The organism is Treponema bryantii (assembly GCF_036492245.1).
In the GTDB taxonomy this organism is placed as follows: Bacteria; Spirochaetota; Spirochaetia; order Treponematales; family Treponemataceae; genus Treponema_D; species Treponema_D bryantii_C.
Window position 1 is genome coordinate 2305154 of the sequence record NZ_AP025286.1, and the last position, 16921, is coordinate 2322074.

Here is a 16921-nt window from a genome sequence, read left to right on the forward strand (position 1 = left end):
ATAAACCTCAATTCGTTAATTTTTTATTTACGGTCAATATGCAGCTCATTCATAAGCCTTATTACATAAGTTCTTTGTATTCCAAGTACTGCTGCAGCCTTTGTCTGGTTCCAGCCATTCTCAGAAAGAATTCTTATGATGTATTCACGCTTAAAAGCATCTATTGCAGTTTTAAGAGATTTGTCTCCGCCATCCTTTCCAATGGCTTCAACAGTCTCGCCAACAGCAGGAGTTCCAAGCATAAAGCCTAAATCACTTTCACTTATTACAGGCGGTTTACCTACAATAAATGCACGCTGTACGGCGTTTATAAGCTCATCTGCATTTCCCTGCCAGAAGCTGTTAAGCAATGCGGCTTTTGCGCCTTCTGAAAATTCAGTAAAACCTAAACCAGACTTTCTGCTGAAACGTAAAAGATAAGCCTGTGCTATAGGAATTATATCTTCTTTTCTCTGGCGTAACGGCGGAACATTTAATACCACCGTACTAAGCCTAGCATAAAGCTCAGATAAAAAAACACCCGCAGAAACTAATGCTTCTAACGGACGTTCTGCTGCACAGATTATTTTTAAGTTGAGATTTTTTTCTGCTGTTTTCTTAATCATCTCAAGAAAAGCAGTCTGCATAGCCATGGAAAGTGCATCTGTAAAACTGACAAACAAGGTTATTCGCTGACCATACGAAATCATACGGCCTGCATTCTCAAAGCTGTCTATTACCTGCGCTTCTGTAAACGACCTGCAGTTTATCTCAAAAAAATAACCGTCACAATGGGAATGAATGTGTTGAGCTATCAGACGCCTGCCCGTTCCCTTTTCACCAATCAACAATACCGAAGCATTATTACCAGAGAGAGTCTGCACAAGCGTGCTGATTTCCTTTGCAAAACTACTTTGCCCCGCAAAAGGAGTTACTTTCTTTTCCATTCCCACCCGCAGTTTATAACTAATTATTCATTAGTCATTTTTCTGAGACTTCAACATATCTCCAAGTGTATATGCTCCGTCATCATCGTCATTTGAAGTTGACATATACTGAGAGATTTCGTCGCGCTGCTGCTTTCTCTTGAACTCGCGTACAGAGAATGCAACCTGCTCCTTGTCTACTTTTACGTCAACAACGAATACGTTGATTTTGTCGCCAACCTTGTATTTTGTTACAGCCTCTTCAAATGGAACATCCTTATCGTCACTGAGGTTAGCCTTGTTTACAAGACCTTCAATTCCGTTAGGAGCCTTTACAAAGAGTCCGAAATCTGTAATAGAAGTAATCTCACCTTCAAGAGTTGAACCTGGCTTATACTCTTCAGCAAATTCCTTCCAAGGATTGTCTGTAAGCTGTTTTACGCCAATCTTAACTCTGTGAGCCTCAGGATCACATTCAATTACAACTGCTTCGATTTCCTGATCAACAGTAAGCTCACTGCCTGGATGGCGAACTTTCTTTGTCCATGAAATATCATCTGCATGGAGGAAAGCATCGATTCCATCTTCGAGAGCAACGAATGCACCGATGTTTGTAATCTTTACAACCTTACCCTTAATCTTTGTTCCAACAGCATATTTTTCTGCAATTGAATCCCAAGGATTTTCTGTAGCCTGTTTGAAACCAAGTGAAACACGACCAGCCTGGATATCATAACCAAGGATCATTGCTTCAACTTCCTGACCTACAGAAACCATATCACCAGGCTTGTTAACTTTCTTTGTCCAAGAGAACTCAGAAATGTGTACAAGACCTTCAATTCCTTCTTCAAGTTCAACAAATGCACCGAATTCAGTAAGTTTTGTAACCTTACCCTTTACGATGTCATTAACATGATACTTTTCTTCAAAGTGAATCCATGGATCTTCAGCAAAGTGCTTGAGAGAAAGATTGATTCTCTTTTCAGCTGGATCAAGGCGGATAACCTTAAGTTCGATTTCCTGACCTTTCTTTACGAAATCCTTTGGACGAGCTACGTGACCCCAGCTCATATCGTTGATGTGGAGAAGACCATCAAAGCCACCCAAATCAATGAAAGCACCGAAGCTTGTGAAGCTCTTTACTGTACCCTTTACAGAATCACCAATCTGTACTGAGTTGAAGAATGCATCGCGTTTTTCATCGATTTCTTCTTCAAGATACTTACGGCGATTTACTACAGGATTAAGCTTGTTATCTGAATAAAGACGTTCAACATAGAACTTAGATCTTAAACCAATCAATGACTCAGGCTTTTCAATCTTTTCTGCATCAGCCTGACTGATAGGCAGGAACGCTGCACGGTCAATACCAAGATCAACTTCGTAGCCGCTCTTAACAACCTTAACAATAACACCGTCAACAGGTGTCTTGTCTTTCCAGGCTGCCTGAATCTCTTTCATGTAGCGCTTAGAATCAGCCTTCTTCTTTGACAATACAGGACCATTTGCATTGTGTCCTGACAAAAACGCCTGAACCTTATCCCCTTCTTTCGGCAGGTCGCCTGCGAACTCCTCTGTAGGGATCAATCCCTCTGACTTGTCTCCAATGTCAACATAAACATAGTCGTTGGTAATCTGTACTACGATACCTTCTACCATCTGACCAGCCTGTGGTGCATTAAATTCTTTCAGGGACTCCTCTAATTGTGTCTGAAAGTCTCCCTTGGAGTTCTGGGATACTTCCTTTTCCACTTCCATTTCTTCCATTCTAAAACCTTTATTTTTATGAAATTTGTTTTTCTATTATCGCACAAACATTGTCTATCGTCAAGTTAGAAGTATCTATATAAAGCGCATCTTTTGCTATCTTTAACGAACCTTCCTTCTTATTTTTGTCCATTTCGTCGCGTTTTTCGATTGCAGCCTTAATCTCTTCAAAAGTCATGTCACTTACCCCCTGATCAAAACGGCGCTGTGCACGAACTTCAGCAGAAGCATCAAGATAAACTTTAACTTCTGCATTAGGGAATACAACTGTTGTCATATCGCGGCCTTCGCAGACAATGCTGAGAGATTTTGTAATCTCGCGCATAAGGTCATTAACAAGATGACGGATTTCTACAATTGCACTTACCTGCGAAGTGTTTGCTGTAATTCTGTCATCATGAAGATGTGAAGTAACATCAGTTCCATTCAGAATAAAATGACCTTCTTTTGTATATTCAATTTTCTGTTTTTTGCAGAATTCAAGAGTTGCTTTTTCATCTTTATAATCAACTCCTGCATCAAGAACAGCCATTGTAAGAGTTCGGTAAAATCCGCCGCTGTTTAAAAAGGTAATATTTAGTTTTTCTGCAAGCATTTTAGCAATAGTACTTTTACCAGTTCCTGCTGGTCCATCAATTGCAATAATCATCTTATTTTTCTCCTGAATAATCATTTATCTTATTACATAAACACGCCATTCCGTAGCTTATTCCAAATCCGATAACAGCTCCCGAAAGAACATCTGTCAGAAAGTGATTTCCACTCAAAAGTCTCAAAACCATTGTTGTAAGGCACACAAGTAATGAAACTGTAAGAACAGGCTTTTTCAGTTTTGATTCTGCATCACGGAAGGTAAACCATGCAACCAGAAAGCCAAGTACAAGAAAAACATTTGAAGTATGTCCACTTGGCCATGAACGGAAAAAATCACCCTCTGCAATTCCTTCTGCACTTGGATTAGCAAAATACATATACGGGCGGATTCTTCCAACAATTGTTTTCAAGATTCTGTAAATACCATTTGCATAAAAACCGCAAACCATAAAGGTATACACATCAATAACAGCATTATTAAAAGCTTTCTTTTTATCATCAGAAGTAAAAAAAGCAAATGCAATTACACCACAACAGATCAATCCCATAAGACCAACAAAAGCATCTCCAGTTTTGTCGAGAGATTTGTTATATGGCTGTGCCAGCTTTGCATCCACAGGATTTACATTTTCGAGGTTATAAGCTGTTCCATCCCATTCAATTGCTTTTCTATTTTTTTTTGCCAGAGAGGCAGTACACATTAACGCAGCTCCAAAAACAAAAACTGCGATGTATTTAAAAAGAGTTTTTTTATTCATATTATTCACCTTTGCACATTTCAAGTAAACCTTTTACTTCTCTTGGAGTAAGATCCCTGTGTTCTCCAGGTTTTAAATCATCAAGATTTACATTACCAATTCTTACACGAACAAGGGAGCGGGTTCCGATATTCTGGCTTTCAAGCATTTTTCGGATTTCGCGGTTCTTTCCTTCAATCAAAATGATTTTGATTTTGCGAGGCTTAAGAACCTGGCATCGAACACACTTATAAAATACGTTGTCTACACGAACACCTTTTTCCAGAAGTTTTGCAGTTTCTTCTGTTACGTCCTGACTTGTTTCTACTATATACTCTTTTTCAATCTGACTTGAAGGATGGCTGAGTTTTGCAGCAAAATCACCGTCATTAGTAAACAAAATCATGCCCTTGGAATACATATCCAGGCGGCCGACATTATAGAGACGTTCTTTATAGGAATCTTTAAGGAGATCTGCTGCTACCTGTCTGCCCTTTTCATCACTGGCAGAACAGACAAAGCCTGCAGGTTTATTCAAAAGTACATAGCACTTTCTTGCTTCAAGATGAACGGTTTTTCCGTCTACTGTAACCTTATCACCTTCTTTAACCTTAGTACCAAGCTCTGTAACAACAACGCCATTTACAGCTACACGGCCATCAAGAATAATCTGTTCCGATGCACGGCGGCTGGCAACTCCGCAGTGTGCAAGAAAAGCCTGTAATCTGACTTCTTCTTTTTCTTTTTTGATAAAATCACTAGCGGGCAAGTTCGAATCTCTCCTGCTCGTCTTCGTCGAGCTTTGGCAGTTCTGCGATAGAATTAAGACGGAACAGTTTTAAGAATTCTTTTGTTGTACCAAAAAGTGTAGGACGGCCAGGAGCTTCTTTTTTTCCGACTTCCTTAATAAGATTGCGGTCTATTAAAAGACGAATCATATTATCTACACCGACACCGCGAATCTGTTCAATTTCTGCACGGGTAATTGGCTGGGAATAGGCAATAATTGCAAGAGTTTCCATTGCAGATTTAGAAAGACGGCCCTCACGTTTTGAACCGTAAAACTCTTTAAGAACTTCCCAATATTCTTTTTTCGGAGCAAGGCACCAGCCGCCGGTAATCATGGCAAGCTCAATGCCCGAATCCTCTGCTTCATATTTTTCTTTTAATTTTTCAAGGCACTTTTCTACTACTTCCTCTGAAAGCTGTGCCTTATTGGAAAGCACCTTAGCGGTAAGAGGTTCGCTTTCCAAAAATAAAATAGTCTCGACCAGAGCGGTCTCTTTGTTAAAATCCATTATCCAACCTAATTGCTTGTAAGTTCTTCTTCGCTTGGAACATAACCTGAATTATCTTCCCTCGCGCATATTTTTATATCACCAAACAGCTTATTTTGGAAGATGGTAATCATTTTAAATTTTACAGCTTCAAGAATTGCCATGAAGGCACAGATAACGTCCATTTCATTTCCCGGGCGGGTAAGCAGGTCAGTAAACAGACATTCTTTTTTATCTTCAAGAAGTTCATTCATAAGAGTGATTTTTTCATTTACAGAAATCTCTTCGTACATATTCAAAATCTTTTCATTTGAATACTGTTTCATCATTGATTTGAAGATATCCTGCATCTGCTGGAGAAGTTCCCAGGTATCTACTTCTTCCCACATTTCTTCAGACTCATCAAAAGGAAGCATTCTCTGAATCTTTTTACGCTCAAAGTTCCATTCTGAATCATCTTCCTGGTCTTCCATAAGTGCTGAAAGCTTCTTAAATTTCTGATATTCAATAAGTTTGTCTACGAGTTCCTGACGTGGATCTTCTTCATCCTCATCATCATAAGCAACTTCTACAGGAAGAAGCATACGGCTTTTAATATAGATAAGTTTTGCAGCCCAGCTGTAGAACTCAGAGAGGTCTCCAAGATCTGTCTGTACTGCGTAATCAAGATATTCAAGATACTGTTCTGTGATTTGTGCAATAGGAATGTCGTAAATATTTACTTTACTCTCGCGGATAAGTGTCCAAAGCAAATCAAGAGGCCCTTCAAACTCTCCGGCCTTATACTTATGCTTTACTGCAACTGTTGTTTCTCCAGATCCGCCTGCATTACCGTTTTCTATCTGTTCCATTTTCTACCGCCTTAGGGAAAGCCTGCAATTTTATAATTCCTTCTGCCCCACCCTTACTTTCCAGTGCGGCAAGACAATTTATATATTTTTCCCTAACTATTTCATCGGCAGAATATTTTAAAACTTCAACAGAAGGAATCAAAACAAATGCTCTTTCTTCCATTCTGATGTGCGGAACCTGAAGCTCAGGTGTTTCAATCCGCTCGTCCCCAAATAACTCAATATCAATATCAAGGGAACGTGGGCCAAACCGAACCTCTCGGCTGCGGTCACGGCCATATTTTGCTTCTATTTCATTTATCTTATGCAGAAAGTCAAACGCATCTTCATCATCGCTGACCCAGCCAAGTGCTGCAGCATTATAAAAGTCTTCCTGATCTTCTACATACATTGCCTTAGTTCTGTAAACGGAACTGAAATGTACGTCTTTCATAAGACGAGAGAGCTCCTCTCCCGCATGAGAAAGGAGCTCCATTGGAGCAAGACCATTAAATGACTTATTGGAACCAAGTCCAAGCAAGACACGTTTCATCTTTCTATAACAATCCGTCTATTTTCCTTCGTCGAAAAGACTTGATTCTCCAGCAGCAGAAGCAGCTTCAGCTTTTGTTGAAGACTTCTTTTTCTTTTCGTCCTTCTTCTCAATAACCTGGCCCGGGAATACAATCTCGCGAACCTTAGCTTCGATGTTAGCCGCAATCTCAGGATTCTGTTCAATAAACGAAACTGCATTTTCCTTACCCTGGCCGATTTTTTCTTCGCCCATTGTATACCATGCACCACGCTTATCGATGATTCCGTGCTTTACAGCTGAATCAAGAAGTGAAGCACTTGCATTAATTCCCTTTCCAAAGTAAATATCAAGTTCACACTTTCTGAATGGAGGCGCAACCTTGTTCTTTACAATCTTTACGCGTACGCGGTTTCCGATTGCATCCTCATCGCCCTTTCCGTCAATAGTTTCTGTACGGCGGATTTCAAGACGAACAGAAGAATAGAACTTAAGTGCCTGTCCACCAGTAGTGGTTTCAGGATTTCCAAACATAACGCCAATCTTCATACGAATCTGGTTGATGAAGATTACGATACAATTTGATTTTCCAATAATAGCAGTAAGCTTACGAAGAGCCTGGCTCATAAGACGAGCCTGCATACCCATTACTGCATCACCCATTTCACCTTCAATTTCTTTTTCAGGTGTAAGAGCAGCAACAGAGTCTACAACAACTACATCTACCGCGCCACTGCGTACAAGATTCTCTGTAATTTCGAGAGCCTGTTCACCAGTATCTGGCTGAGATACCCAGAGTTCATCAATATTTACTCCAAGGTTCTTTGCATAAACAGGATCCAGAGCATGTTCTGCATCTACGAATGCTGCAACACCGCCAAGCTTCTGAGCCTCTGCAATTGCGTGCAGTGCGAGTGTTGTTTTACCAGAACTTTCCGGACCATACATTTCGATTACACGGCCGCGTGGATAACCACCGATTCCAAGAGCCTCATCCAGAAGAATTGAGCCCGAAGGAATTACTTCAATGCCCGCCACATTAGCCTTGTCGCCGAGCTTCATAATTGCGCCCTGGCCGAACTGCTTTTCAATCTGAAGACGAGCCGCCTCCAGAGCCTTCATTTTTTCCGACTGATCCATCGGACTTGCATTTGCATTTGTTGCCATTTAGCCACCTTCCTCCCACATATAATATGGGCTAAACCTAACGATTTTATGCAATTTTTTAGAAAGATTTTTTAATAAATTTCAAAAAATTTGCATTTTATATGTTTTACTATTTGTAAACACTTTTATATACTGCACGGCCAGCCAAAGAAACTGTTCCGTCTTCCAGAACAATTTTTCCAAGAATGCGCACCGGCTTTCCGGCATCCACACCAGGATCTGCAGTAAAACGAACTCTCACCGTTCCTTCATATTTAGAAAGATTTTCATCACCGACAAGCAGGTCACAGGTGTACGAGCCATCTTCATAAGTAATGGCATTTGAAATCTTTCCGCCCCAGTTTACCCAGCAGTCAAGATACACAAGAGGACTTGCTGCTACATCTGCGTAAGAAGGAACATCTGTTATTGTATCAAAATCCGGGATTTCAAAATAGCCCATAAGCATGCGGGCCTTTTTCTTTACTGCAACAGAGGCATCTGAATTCAAAATCATATTTACCTCTATCTGCGCAGCATTATCCCTGTGATTCTGGAAATACTGAAGTGCGTTATTATAGCGCTTATTTATTTCTTTATTTGAAAGTACAAAGGCATAAGACTGCGTAGAAAGATCTTTTTCCTTTGCGTCTGATTTTTCTTCTGAAGACAGTTCAAGTTTTGTTAAATCTGCACGTGGACCTGTAAACTGCTGCCCTCTCGGGAAAAATATAAAGGTAAAAATTATACCGAGAATAAAAGCCGCACCGGTAATTCCAAAAGCTACAATGCGGTCTGGATTTGATCCTAGCGGCGGATAGAACTGTTCAATACGACCGGTATCTACCCAGCGGCAGATTGTATCATAATTACCATGCACACGGATAAATTCCATTGCGCTGTCGGCAGTTTTATTCAGAGGATCATTTTCTTTGATTTCAAGATAATACTGAAGGGCACGGGCTGTATCACCGCGGCGCAGAAAAATTGCAGCCTGACCAAGAAGAAGTCTTGTATCTGTAAGTTTTATTCTTCGCGCCAGCTGAAAATATGAAGAAGCTGCACCTATGTCGCCAACATAAAGACATGCGATTCCCAGAGTAAGATAATACTCAAAGTTTTCTTCATAAATGTCTTTCTTAGCCTCAAGTCTCTTGATTGCAGTAGCAAAACGTCTGCGGCGCATATCAAGCCAGGCAAGAGTAAGTGCATCCTTTGCCATAAAAAACTACTGCCTCAAATAAGTTAAAATTGCATCAAGCTCAGCATTCAACTGAAGAAGTTCCTGCTTGTTCAAAGAAGAAGAATCCTCTTCCAGCGCTGCAATACGATCCAGCAGAGACTGTATGTATTCAGTAGTCAGATGCTCTTTTGTCATATTCTTAATATAAAAATCAACACCTGAATCTTCTGACATCTTTTCTGTCTGTGAAGGCACAAACGGATCTTTTTCAGTTATCTCTGTAACAGGAGTTCCCTCTACTCCAGGAACACCAGTTATAACTTCTACACCCTGAGGAATCAGTTTTTCCTCTTCCTCTGGAGTTTCTGTATTTTCCTTACTGTAAATAAATTTATCTCCAGTTGCAGGAACTGCTGTTCCAGAAAGTGCAATATAGAAAATGAACTTTTCAGATTCTGATGGAGCAAGTTTTACAGGCTTCCAAACTGCACATACTGCAGAGTTATTATATGAAAGTACAGTGTCAAAAACTCTGTAACTGAGCATATCAGGTTCCCAGGTTTTTCTTTCAAGAGTTGAATAATTTGCCAGTGCTACAAGTAAAGGTTCCGTACAATCTGCGCCTGAGAAGAAGAACTGCATTGAAGCATTTTGATTTTTAGAAACAAACCATTTCTGATTCTGAAGAGTTCTGTAAAGCACTTCGTTTTTCACTGGAATATCTTCAAAAGTATAAAAATGATAGGCTGCTGCTTCTCCAAGCACAGTATCCATAACTGCCTTAAAAGCAAATTCGTCAGTACGGGTACCAACATTCTTAATGCTTGCAGTTACTTTAATCATATCAGCATCTTTGTCTTTTTCAGAAGCAAAACATGAAAAATTAACAGTCATTTGTGCTACTGAAGGGATTTCATACATAATTAAAGCACCATCAGAAGTACGTCTTGCAGCTGAATGAACATTGCCGTCTGTAACAAGATTATAAATCTTTTTAGAAGTTTTCAGATAAAAGGCATTTGTAACATATTCATTTGCTTTAGACAAAACCGAAACAGGCTTTCCATCTTCATTTAAAGCAGAAATAGTATACGAGCCGATTTTTGACTTAATTTTAATCTGAATATTACCAATACTTTCCTTTACATTCTTTCTTGATGACTTAATCCAGCCGGTAAAATCTTTAGGTGTTGCTGAACTTAAATCATAAGTATCTTTTGCCGATTGAGTATCTTCTTTTTCAGTCTCTTCAGCGTCATCTTCAGCAGCGTCAAGTTCATCAGCAGCTTCGGCATCTGTAAGAGTTTCATCAACTACAGCAGCCTCTTCATTTTCAGTCGGAGCCTGTGTTTTTGTAGATTTACAGGAAACTGCAGCGGCAAGCATAAAAACAATTGCTGCAGAATAAATTATCTTTTTCATTTTCCCTCCATCACAGAAGCAGTATTCTTCTCATCAAGTATTCTCTGAGCTTCCAATGCTTTCTGTTTCAGAAGCTTCAACTGATATTTTTTCTCATCAAAAGGTTCTGGATCAGGAATATCTTTTTCACCAGCTTCCCTCAGCTCCTGAATTATACGGTCTGCTTCAGCCTGATTGTCTCTTAATGCAGCAATCTGCAATTCAAGGTCAGCAACCTGTTTTTCAAGACTTTCATTCTTTGCCTGAGCCGCGCTCAGTTTTTGTCTTGTTGAATCAACAGCCTCTGAATTATACAAACGCAGCTGGCGCTCATACTCTTCTTTTGCAGCAAGGTACTCTTCTCCAGTCTGCTTCAGAAGATACAAAAGCTTTTCTTCCCTTCCACGCTGAAGTATTGTTTCAAGACGATACTGAGCAGCAGGAGTTTTTGGCGATTCAGGAAATTCTGTTACAATGCGCTCGTAAATTGAGCCGGCCTCATCATACTTATATCCTGCAAAAAGTGATTCACCAATATAGAAAAGTGCAAAGGAATACAATTCGTCATCCGGATACTGATGACAGAAATCACTCAAAACAACGACAGACTTTTCATATTCACCCAGTGAATACAAAAGCTTGCCTTTCTGGTAATAAACACGGGAATAGTACATTGAATCCGGGAAATTCTCCAGAAAGAAATTACAGTCATCGAGAGCGCTTTTATTATCACCGTCATACACTTCTGCCATTATGAGCATGAAATATGTATCTGGATTCAGATTTTCTTTGTATGAGACAGCTTTTTTCAGCATAAATTTTGCATCTGACCAGTCACCTCTGGTATAAGATCTGCAGGCCTCAACAAAAGCAGATGATGCAGACTCCGATGCCATTGCATACATAAAAACAGATGCACAAATAACTGCAGCAGCAGTATACTTCTTAAATCTTCTTAACAATCTTCTCAACTCCATTTAAGGCTGCCATTGAAAAAACAGGAACCAGAAACAACTATATCAGTGCCGGCATTTATTACAGAGCCCAAAGTCTCATTATTTACACCGCCGTCCACAGAAATCATATAGTTTAATCCATGCTCCTCTCTGTATTTCTTCAGTTGGGCAACTTTCTCCACACAGGAAGGAATAAGCTTCTGTCCTCCCCAACCGGGATTGACAGTCATCACTAATATAATATCGGCACAAGGAAGGATTTCCGACAGTACAGACACAGGAGTTCCAGGGCAGATGGCTACACCGGCCTTTTTACCCTTTTCATGTATCATTTGAATTACACGATGTGCATGTGCTGTAGACTCAAAGTGGAAGGTTATCCAGTCGGCACCAGCCTGTGCAAAAGAATCTACATGAAGCTCAGGCTTATCAATCATGAGGTGAACATCAAAAGGTAGTTTTGTAAGCTTTCTGATAGAACGGATTACCGGTTCACCATAAGTTATTTCCGGGACAAAAGAACCGTCCATAACATCAATATGAACAGCTCCTCCATTATTATTCTCTATTTTTTTAATCTCGTTTCCAAGCTCTGCAAAATCAGCAGAAAGAAGCGATGGAGCTAAAACCTGATTTTTCATTTGAATTTTATTTTAACAGATAATTACACAATCATCAATATTTTCTATATAATCATTACAAAATTGAAACAATACTAAAAAAATGCATAAAGGTTGAAAATTTTTACTTGACAGATTATAACTTTCGCTGTATAAATCTTGTCCCAATTTTCGCAATTTTTCATAAACTTTATTGACTAAAATCCCCGTTCTTGTGTAAAATTAAAAATAGACACTATGGACTTTCAGACAGAAGCTGAACTTAAGGTTGCCCTGGGCTTTCTGCAGCAGGGAAATCCTTTAGAGGCACAGAAAATCATAAGTTCTCTCTTCGAGCATGATCTTGAAAGCACTGAGCTTGTATATACGAACAAGTGCTGCGTCTTCTGGATTGATTCCATTAAGCGTCTTAGAAGTCTTGAAGATTCTTTTGAACGCAGCGAAAACATACTTCTGGAATGGAAAAACTTTCAGGATTACATTTCACGCGAAAGCACTCCTTATGAACCTGCCCTGTTTGCAGTTCAGCAGGGGTTCTTTAAGAACGCATTGGAAGAATACAAAAAGATGCTGGAGGAAAAAGACCCGCTCCAGAAAGCAGAAATCTATAAAAAAACAGGCATCTGTTACAAGAAGCTTGGAGATTTCGAAAATGCACGGGCTTTTCTTACAGAAGCAAACAATATATATCCGAATCTTTCTTCGGTGCTTGCAGAGCTTGCAGACTGTTTCTCACTTTGCGGCGAAGACAGAGTTGGAAAGGTGTTGTACAGAGAAGCTTTTTTTGCAGATCCGGACAGCATCGACCTGGATTTTCTTGATTCAGAGCTCATAAAATGCCTTATTGAAAAGACAAAGAGCAAAGGCTATTCAGGCAAAGCACTTCAATACTGGATTCCGGTTTACGGAGTTCTCGGCGGAGTGTTCAACATAAAGAGAGAGCTGACTTCCCAGGAAGTTGCCAGACTTAAAAAAGACATTTACGCAATGGAAAATGAAATCAAGGATCCATCGTGCAACAGCGAGATTCTTGTACCGCGTATGCTCAACTGTTATTTCTGGCTTATGGATCATTATGATTTGGCAAATGAAACTCAGGCCAAGATTAATGAAGTGTTACTAAGAATTAAACTTCTGGATTCTGCTGTGTACGAAATGTACATAAAATAACACAGCGACCAGACAAGGAGATTACAATGGCAGATTTAATGCAGTCAATTCAGGACATGCTCAAGGAAGAGACTTGGACTCGTGCAACAATCAGTAACTACACACAGAATAACCTCAAGGAACTCGCAGACCTCGTAGAAAAGGCTAAGAGCGAAGGAATTATCAAAGAGGTTCATGAAGTATGTCAGGAGCACCTTTCTCACTCTAAGGACAGTATCATAGCTCTCTATATCTGCGGAATCCTTGATTTACAGAATGGTTCACTTGATAACTCAGCACTTGTAACACTTGTTGATATTTTCCAGAAGAACCACAAGGAAAACATTGTAAATTACCTTTGTGAAAGCATTCTTGCTGATGATGAAAACAATAAATTTGCCCTCAGAACTCTTGCAGAAAGTTACGAAACTGAAAATGACAGCAAGGTTTGGGACCTTTACGAAAAAATCGTACGCATAGACTTTGAAGAAGCTGATATTGCCAAGAAGCTCGCTGAGCACTACGAAGCTTCTGGTGCAGAAGACAATGCAATCAGCTACTACAAGAAAGCTATTCTCCGCTACATCAATGCAAATAACTACAATGCTTGTAAAGAAGTATGGTCAAAGCTCGTACAGCTTATGCCTGAAGAGTTCGACTTCTTCCAGAATCTCAGAAGAAAGATTTCTAAGCAGATTGGCGAACTTAAAACTCCAGCTCTTATGCAGGAACTTTACAACTACTATAAAGACAATAAGAAATGGGATACTGCAATCATCATTCTTAAGCAGAATCTCGAAATAGATCCAAAAGATACATGGGCAAGAAAGGAAATCACAGACTGTTTCCGCGGTAAATATGCTGCACACAGCCACCTCGAAGACTACATCCGTTCTTCAAACCTTTCTGCAAGCTACAGAAACGTATTTGAAGCAATCAGCGACTTTGAAAAACACATCGCTTTTGATAAGGGCGGATTCGTATTCCACAGAAACTGGGGCGTAGGTATCATCAAGAGCCTTGATAACGATACCCTTACAATCAACTTCGGTAAGGCAGCTGGTATCCACGAAATTAAGCTTTCTATGGCTGTAACTGCCCTTAAACCACTTGCAAAAGATCATATCTGGGTACTCAAAGCCCTCAATTATGTAAAAGAAGGCGACAAGAAAGTTCCACTCGCTGACAAAATCAAGAAAGATAAGGAATGGACTCTTAAGACTATCATTAAGAGCTACGACAACAACTGTGACCTTAAGACAATCAAAAACGAACTTGTTCGCACAGTTACAGAAAAAGACGGAAAAACAAAGAAAGAATACGGAATTCTTACTTCCGGCGAATGGACATCATGGAATGCAGCAGCAAAGAAGATTCTTGAAACTAACCCTGTATTTGGTGTAAATCCTAACGACATCAACATGTACACAGTACGTGAAGGAAATATTACTCCTGTTGAAAAGCTTGCCAACGAGTTCAAGGCTCAGAAGCAGTTCTTCGCTCGTGCAGATATCTTCATGAAGTTCTTCAATGATGAAGAAATGGACCGCACAAACGATAACTTTGCAGAAATGTATGCTTACTTCACAAGTTTCCTTAAGAATATTTCAAAGATTACAGAGCAGGTAATTGCTTCATATCTTATCGTTCGCCAGGTAAGCACACAGGATTCACGCTTCCTCTACCCTGTTAGAGAAACATTTGCAGAAATCTATAACCACATCGAAGATCCACGTGAGCTTTTCAAAGAACTCAAAGATTCTAAGAATACTCACCTTAAGGCAGATTTCCTTGAATGCATCAAGATGCTTCCAGACTGGAACGTACAGTACATCCGCCTCTTCCCTACAGTTCTCGATATGAAGCTTATCAACGAGCTTATCAATGCAGGATTCACAGCAGATGTTCAGAAACTTGCTAAGACAAGCTTCGAAGCATACAAAGATTACCGCGAAACAGTACTCTTCTTCTTCGAAAAGTGTCAGGGTTATGACTGGTTCAGACTTGCTGATATTTCTTACGAAAAACAGCTCATTACACTCATCAACATTATTGAGCTTACATTCCGCGAAATCAATAACCACGTTAATACAACAGAAAACAAGAAGATTAACAAGAAAGCAACTGAGCTTCTCTTTGAAAGCGATACAATCTTTGAATACATGTTCTCTAAGGACGAAGACACTGTTAAGAAGATGTACACTCTCATTGATGATATTGCTGATATGGATCCTTCTTACAAATCAACAGCACGCAATAAGATTCTTGAGAAATACCCAGACTTCAAGTTCCGTGTATCTGAAGAAAAACTTACACAGCCTAAGGGCATGATTGTAACTTCTAAGAAGCTTGCAGAAAAGAAAGCAGAAATCGACGACATCAAGAATGTTCAGCTTGAAAAGAACAAGGTTGAACTTGCAGATGCTAAGGCTAAGGGAGACCTTAAAGAAAATGCTGAATATCAGGCTGCTAAGGAAACAAAACACCAGCTTGAACTCAGACTTTCTAAGCTTCAGGAAGAACTTAACCGCGCCGTTATCTTTGACCCTACAACAAGCACAACAGCAATCGTTTCTTTCGCTACAGAAGTTACATTGCATAACAACATCGAAAACAAAGATGAAGTTTATACAATTCTTGGACCATGGGAATCAGATCCAGAGAACAACATCATTTCTTACATGTCACCATTTGGAAATGCTATTCTCGACAAGAAGGTTGGAGACACAGCTAAGTTCGTAATCAACGAACATAACTATGACTTCACAATTAAAGCAATCAACAAGGCAAAGAATTTCTAATATAACGCCCGCATACAGCGGGCTTTTTTAAAGAGGTGTTTTCAATTGGATAACCTTACTGCAAGAATTATTGAATTATCGTCAGGTGTTTATGTAATTCCAGCGACAACAAATGTAGGTGTAATCACAAATGAAGGCAACTCTGGTATTGAAGTTTATCTTGTAGATTCCGGCTGTACAGAAATTGACGGAGAATACGTCTTTGATGTACTCAAGGCATTTTTTGAACAGCTCGGACAGACTTTTACTTTAAAAGCAATTATCACCACACATGGGCACGCTGATCACTGCGGTGCCCATATTTTTTTACGTGAACAGACAGGCTGTCAGGTTTGGGCTGCAAAGCATGAACAGGGAGCAATGGAAACTCCAATTATTCAAAGTTCTGTTCTCTGGGGCGGCTTTCCTCCTCATGAATTGAGGACTCTGTTCTTTATGCCCTCTTCTACTGAAGTAGAACATTTTATTTCAAAAGATGATGTTATTGAATTATCAGGTGGCCGTAAACTTTCGTTCATTGAATTAAAAGGCCACAGCTACGAAGCTTTAGGAGCCATCATAACAACAAAAAATGGTCACAAGATAATTTTCCCAGGTGATAATATTTTCCCTCGAAATGAAATAATGAATCACTGGATTCCTCTTATTATGAATCCTGTTGAATATATGGATTCTCTGGACCAGCTTTGTGCACTTGAAAATGTTGAATGGTGCATTCCAAGTCATGGAGATTTCTTAAAACGCAATATAAATGAAGCTGCAGAGCTTAATAAAATTGCAATTATTTCTACACGAACCTGTATTCTTGATTCTTTAAAATCTAAAAAACGACTTACGGTGGAAGAGATTGTAAAATATGTTGCAGATAAAAATGATATGCAGCTTTCGCTGAGTCAGTATATGCTCGTGCATTCTACAATAAAATCATATATTGCAGTTATGCACGACGCACGTGAAATCAGAATGGAAGTAGATAACAACAAGTTGTATTTCTACTTACCGTGACAGTCGGCAAGCACAGCT

The 16921-nt window shown here is 39.6% G+C and carries 14 protein-coding genes and 1 pseudogene; 3 read left to right on the plus strand and 12 right to left on the minus strand.

All coding sequences use genetic code 11. The features are described from left to right. Positions 1-23: 23 nt before the first annotated feature. From AABJ44_RS10240 to rpe, 12 genes and pseudogenes are all read right to left on the minus strand, one after another. Positions 24-926: a sigma 54-interacting transcriptional regulator gene (locus tag AABJ44_RS10240; RefSeq protein WP_338368925.1), complete on the minus strand. Its 903-nt coding sequence runs from the start codon at positions 924-926 to the stop codon at positions 24-26. A 30-nt stretch (positions 927-956) separates the two neighbouring features. After that, positions 957-3321 (minus strand): annotated as a pseudogene (gene rpsA, locus AABJ44_RS10245) (30S ribosomal protein S1). A 1-nt stretch (position 3322) separates the two neighbouring features. Continuing rightward, complete coding sequence (locus AABJ44_RS10255) at positions 3323-4024, minus strand: phosphatase PAP2 family protein (protein ID WP_338368929.1); 702 nt, start codon at positions 4022-4024, stop codon at positions 3323-3325. 1 nt (position 4025) lies between these two features. Continuing rightward, positions 4026-4772: a pseudouridine synthase gene (locus AABJ44_RS10260; protein ID WP_338368930.1), complete on the minus strand. Its 747-nt coding sequence runs from the start codon at positions 4770-4772 to the stop codon at positions 4026-4028. Beyond that, positions 4762-5301, minus strand: coding sequence for an SMC-Scp complex subunit ScpB (scpB, locus tag AABJ44_RS10265; RefSeq protein ID WP_074639870.1), 540 nt, complete (start codon positions 5299-5301; stop codon positions 4762-4764). Before scpB ends, AABJ44_RS10260 begins: the two co-directional genes overlap by 11 nt. 8 nt (positions 5302-5309) lie before the next feature. Next, positions 5310-6131 (minus strand): segregation and condensation protein A, encoded by an 822-nt coding sequence (locus tag AABJ44_RS10270; RefSeq protein ID WP_083379613.1) that lies wholly within the window; start codon positions 6129-6131, stop codon positions 5310-5312. After that, positions 6109-6663: a 2-amino-4-hydroxy-6-hydroxymethyldihydropteridine diphosphokinase gene (folK, locus tag AABJ44_RS10275; RefSeq protein WP_338368935.1), complete on the minus strand. Its 555-nt coding sequence runs from the start codon at positions 6661-6663 to the stop codon at positions 6109-6111. The genes AABJ44_RS10270 and folK overlap by 23 nt, the downstream gene beginning before the upstream one ends. A gap of 18 nt (positions 6664-6681) precedes the next feature. Next, positions 6682-7809, minus strand: a complete 1128-nt coding sequence (recA, locus tag AABJ44_RS10280; protein ID WP_074639866.1) for a recombinase RecA — start codon at positions 7807-7809, stop codon at positions 6682-6684. A gap of 109 nt (positions 7810-7918) precedes the next feature. After that, complete coding sequence (locus AABJ44_RS10285; protein WP_074639865.1) at positions 7919-9010, minus strand: hypothetical protein; 1092 nt, start codon at positions 9008-9010, stop codon at positions 7919-7921. Between the two features lie 6 nt (positions 9011-9016). Continuing rightward, the gene (locus AABJ44_RS10290; RefSeq protein WP_338368937.1) at positions 9017-10393 is read right to left on the minus strand and encodes a hypothetical protein; all 1377 of its coding nucleotides are present in this window, start codon (positions 10391-10393) and stop codon (positions 9017-9019) included. Further along, positions 10390-11334, minus strand: coding sequence for a tetratricopeptide repeat protein (locus tag AABJ44_RS10295; protein ID WP_074639863.1), 945 nt, complete (start codon positions 11332-11334; stop codon positions 10390-10392). Before AABJ44_RS10295 ends, AABJ44_RS10290 begins: the two co-directional genes overlap by 4 nt. A 5-nt stretch (positions 11335-11339) precedes the next feature. Then, positions 11340-11969 carry a ribulose-phosphate 3-epimerase gene (rpe, locus tag AABJ44_RS10300; RefSeq protein ID WP_074639862.1) on the minus strand — a complete coding sequence of 210 codons (630 nt, stop codon included), beginning with the start codon at positions 11967-11969 and terminating at the stop codon, positions 11340-11342. Positions 11970-12185: 216 nt separating this feature from the next. Between rpe and AABJ44_RS10305 the strand changes: the two genes are divergently transcribed. The 3 genes from AABJ44_RS10305 to AABJ44_RS10315 are packed head-to-tail and all read left to right on the plus strand — an operon-like array spanning position 12186 to position 16903. Then, on the plus strand, positions 12186-13118 hold the full coding sequence (locus AABJ44_RS10305) for a tetratricopeptide repeat protein (protein ID WP_074639861.1): 933 nt from the start codon (positions 12186-12188) through the stop codon (positions 13116-13118). Positions 13119-13144: 26 nt separating this feature from the next. Then, a complete protein-coding gene (greA, locus tag AABJ44_RS10310) occupies positions 13145-15898 on the plus strand; it encodes a transcription elongation factor GreA (protein ID WP_074639860.1) in 2754 nt (917 codons plus the stop codon). Between the two features lie 45 nt (positions 15899-15943). Beyond that, positions 15944-16903: an MBL fold metallo-hydrolase gene (locus tag AABJ44_RS10315; protein WP_338368938.1), complete on the plus strand. Its 960-nt coding sequence runs from the start codon at positions 15944-15946 to the stop codon at positions 16901-16903. Positions 16904-16921: the final 18 nt, after the last annotated feature.

Coding starts and splice junctions, on each gene's coding strand:
- AABJ44_RS10285 (WP_074639865.1), bottom strand. CDS start 9,010: ATGGCAAAGGATGCACTTACTCTTGCCTGGCTTGATATGCGCCGCAGA.
- AABJ44_RS10240 (WP_338368925.1), bottom strand. CDS start 926: ATGGAAAAGAAAGTAACTCCTTTTGCGGGGCAAAGTAGTTTTGCAAAG.
- AABJ44_RS10290 (WP_338368937.1), bottom strand. CDS start 10,393: ATGAAAAAGATAATTTATTCTGCAGCAATTGTTTTTATGCTTGCCGCT.
- scpB (WP_074639870.1), bottom strand. CDS start 5,301: ATGGATTTTAACAAAGAGACCGCTCTGGTCGAGACTATTTTATTTTTG.
- rpe (WP_074639862.1), bottom strand. CDS start 11,969: ATGAAAAATCAGGTTTTAGCTCCATCGCTTCTTTCTGCTGATTTTGCA.
- folK (WP_338368935.1), bottom strand. CDS start 6,663: ATGAAACGTGTCTTGCTTGGACTTGGTTCCAATAAGTCATTTAATGGT.
- greA (WP_074639860.1), top strand. CDS start 13,145: ATGGCAGATTTAATGCAGTCAATTCAGGACATGCTCAAGGAAGAGACT.
- AABJ44_RS10270 (WP_083379613.1), bottom strand. CDS start 6,131: ATGGAACAGATAGAAAACGGTAATGCAGGCGGATCTGGAGAAACAACA.
- AABJ44_RS10305 (WP_074639861.1), top strand. CDS start 12,186: ATGGACTTTCAGACAGAAGCTGAACTTAAGGTTGCCCTGGGCTTTCTG.
- recA (WP_074639866.1), bottom strand. CDS start 7,809: ATGGCAACAAATGCAAATGCAAGTCCGATGGATCAGTCGGAAAAAATG.
- AABJ44_RS10255 (WP_338368929.1), bottom strand. CDS start 4,024: ATGAATAAAAAAACTCTTTTTAAATACATCGCAGTTTTTGTTTTTGGA.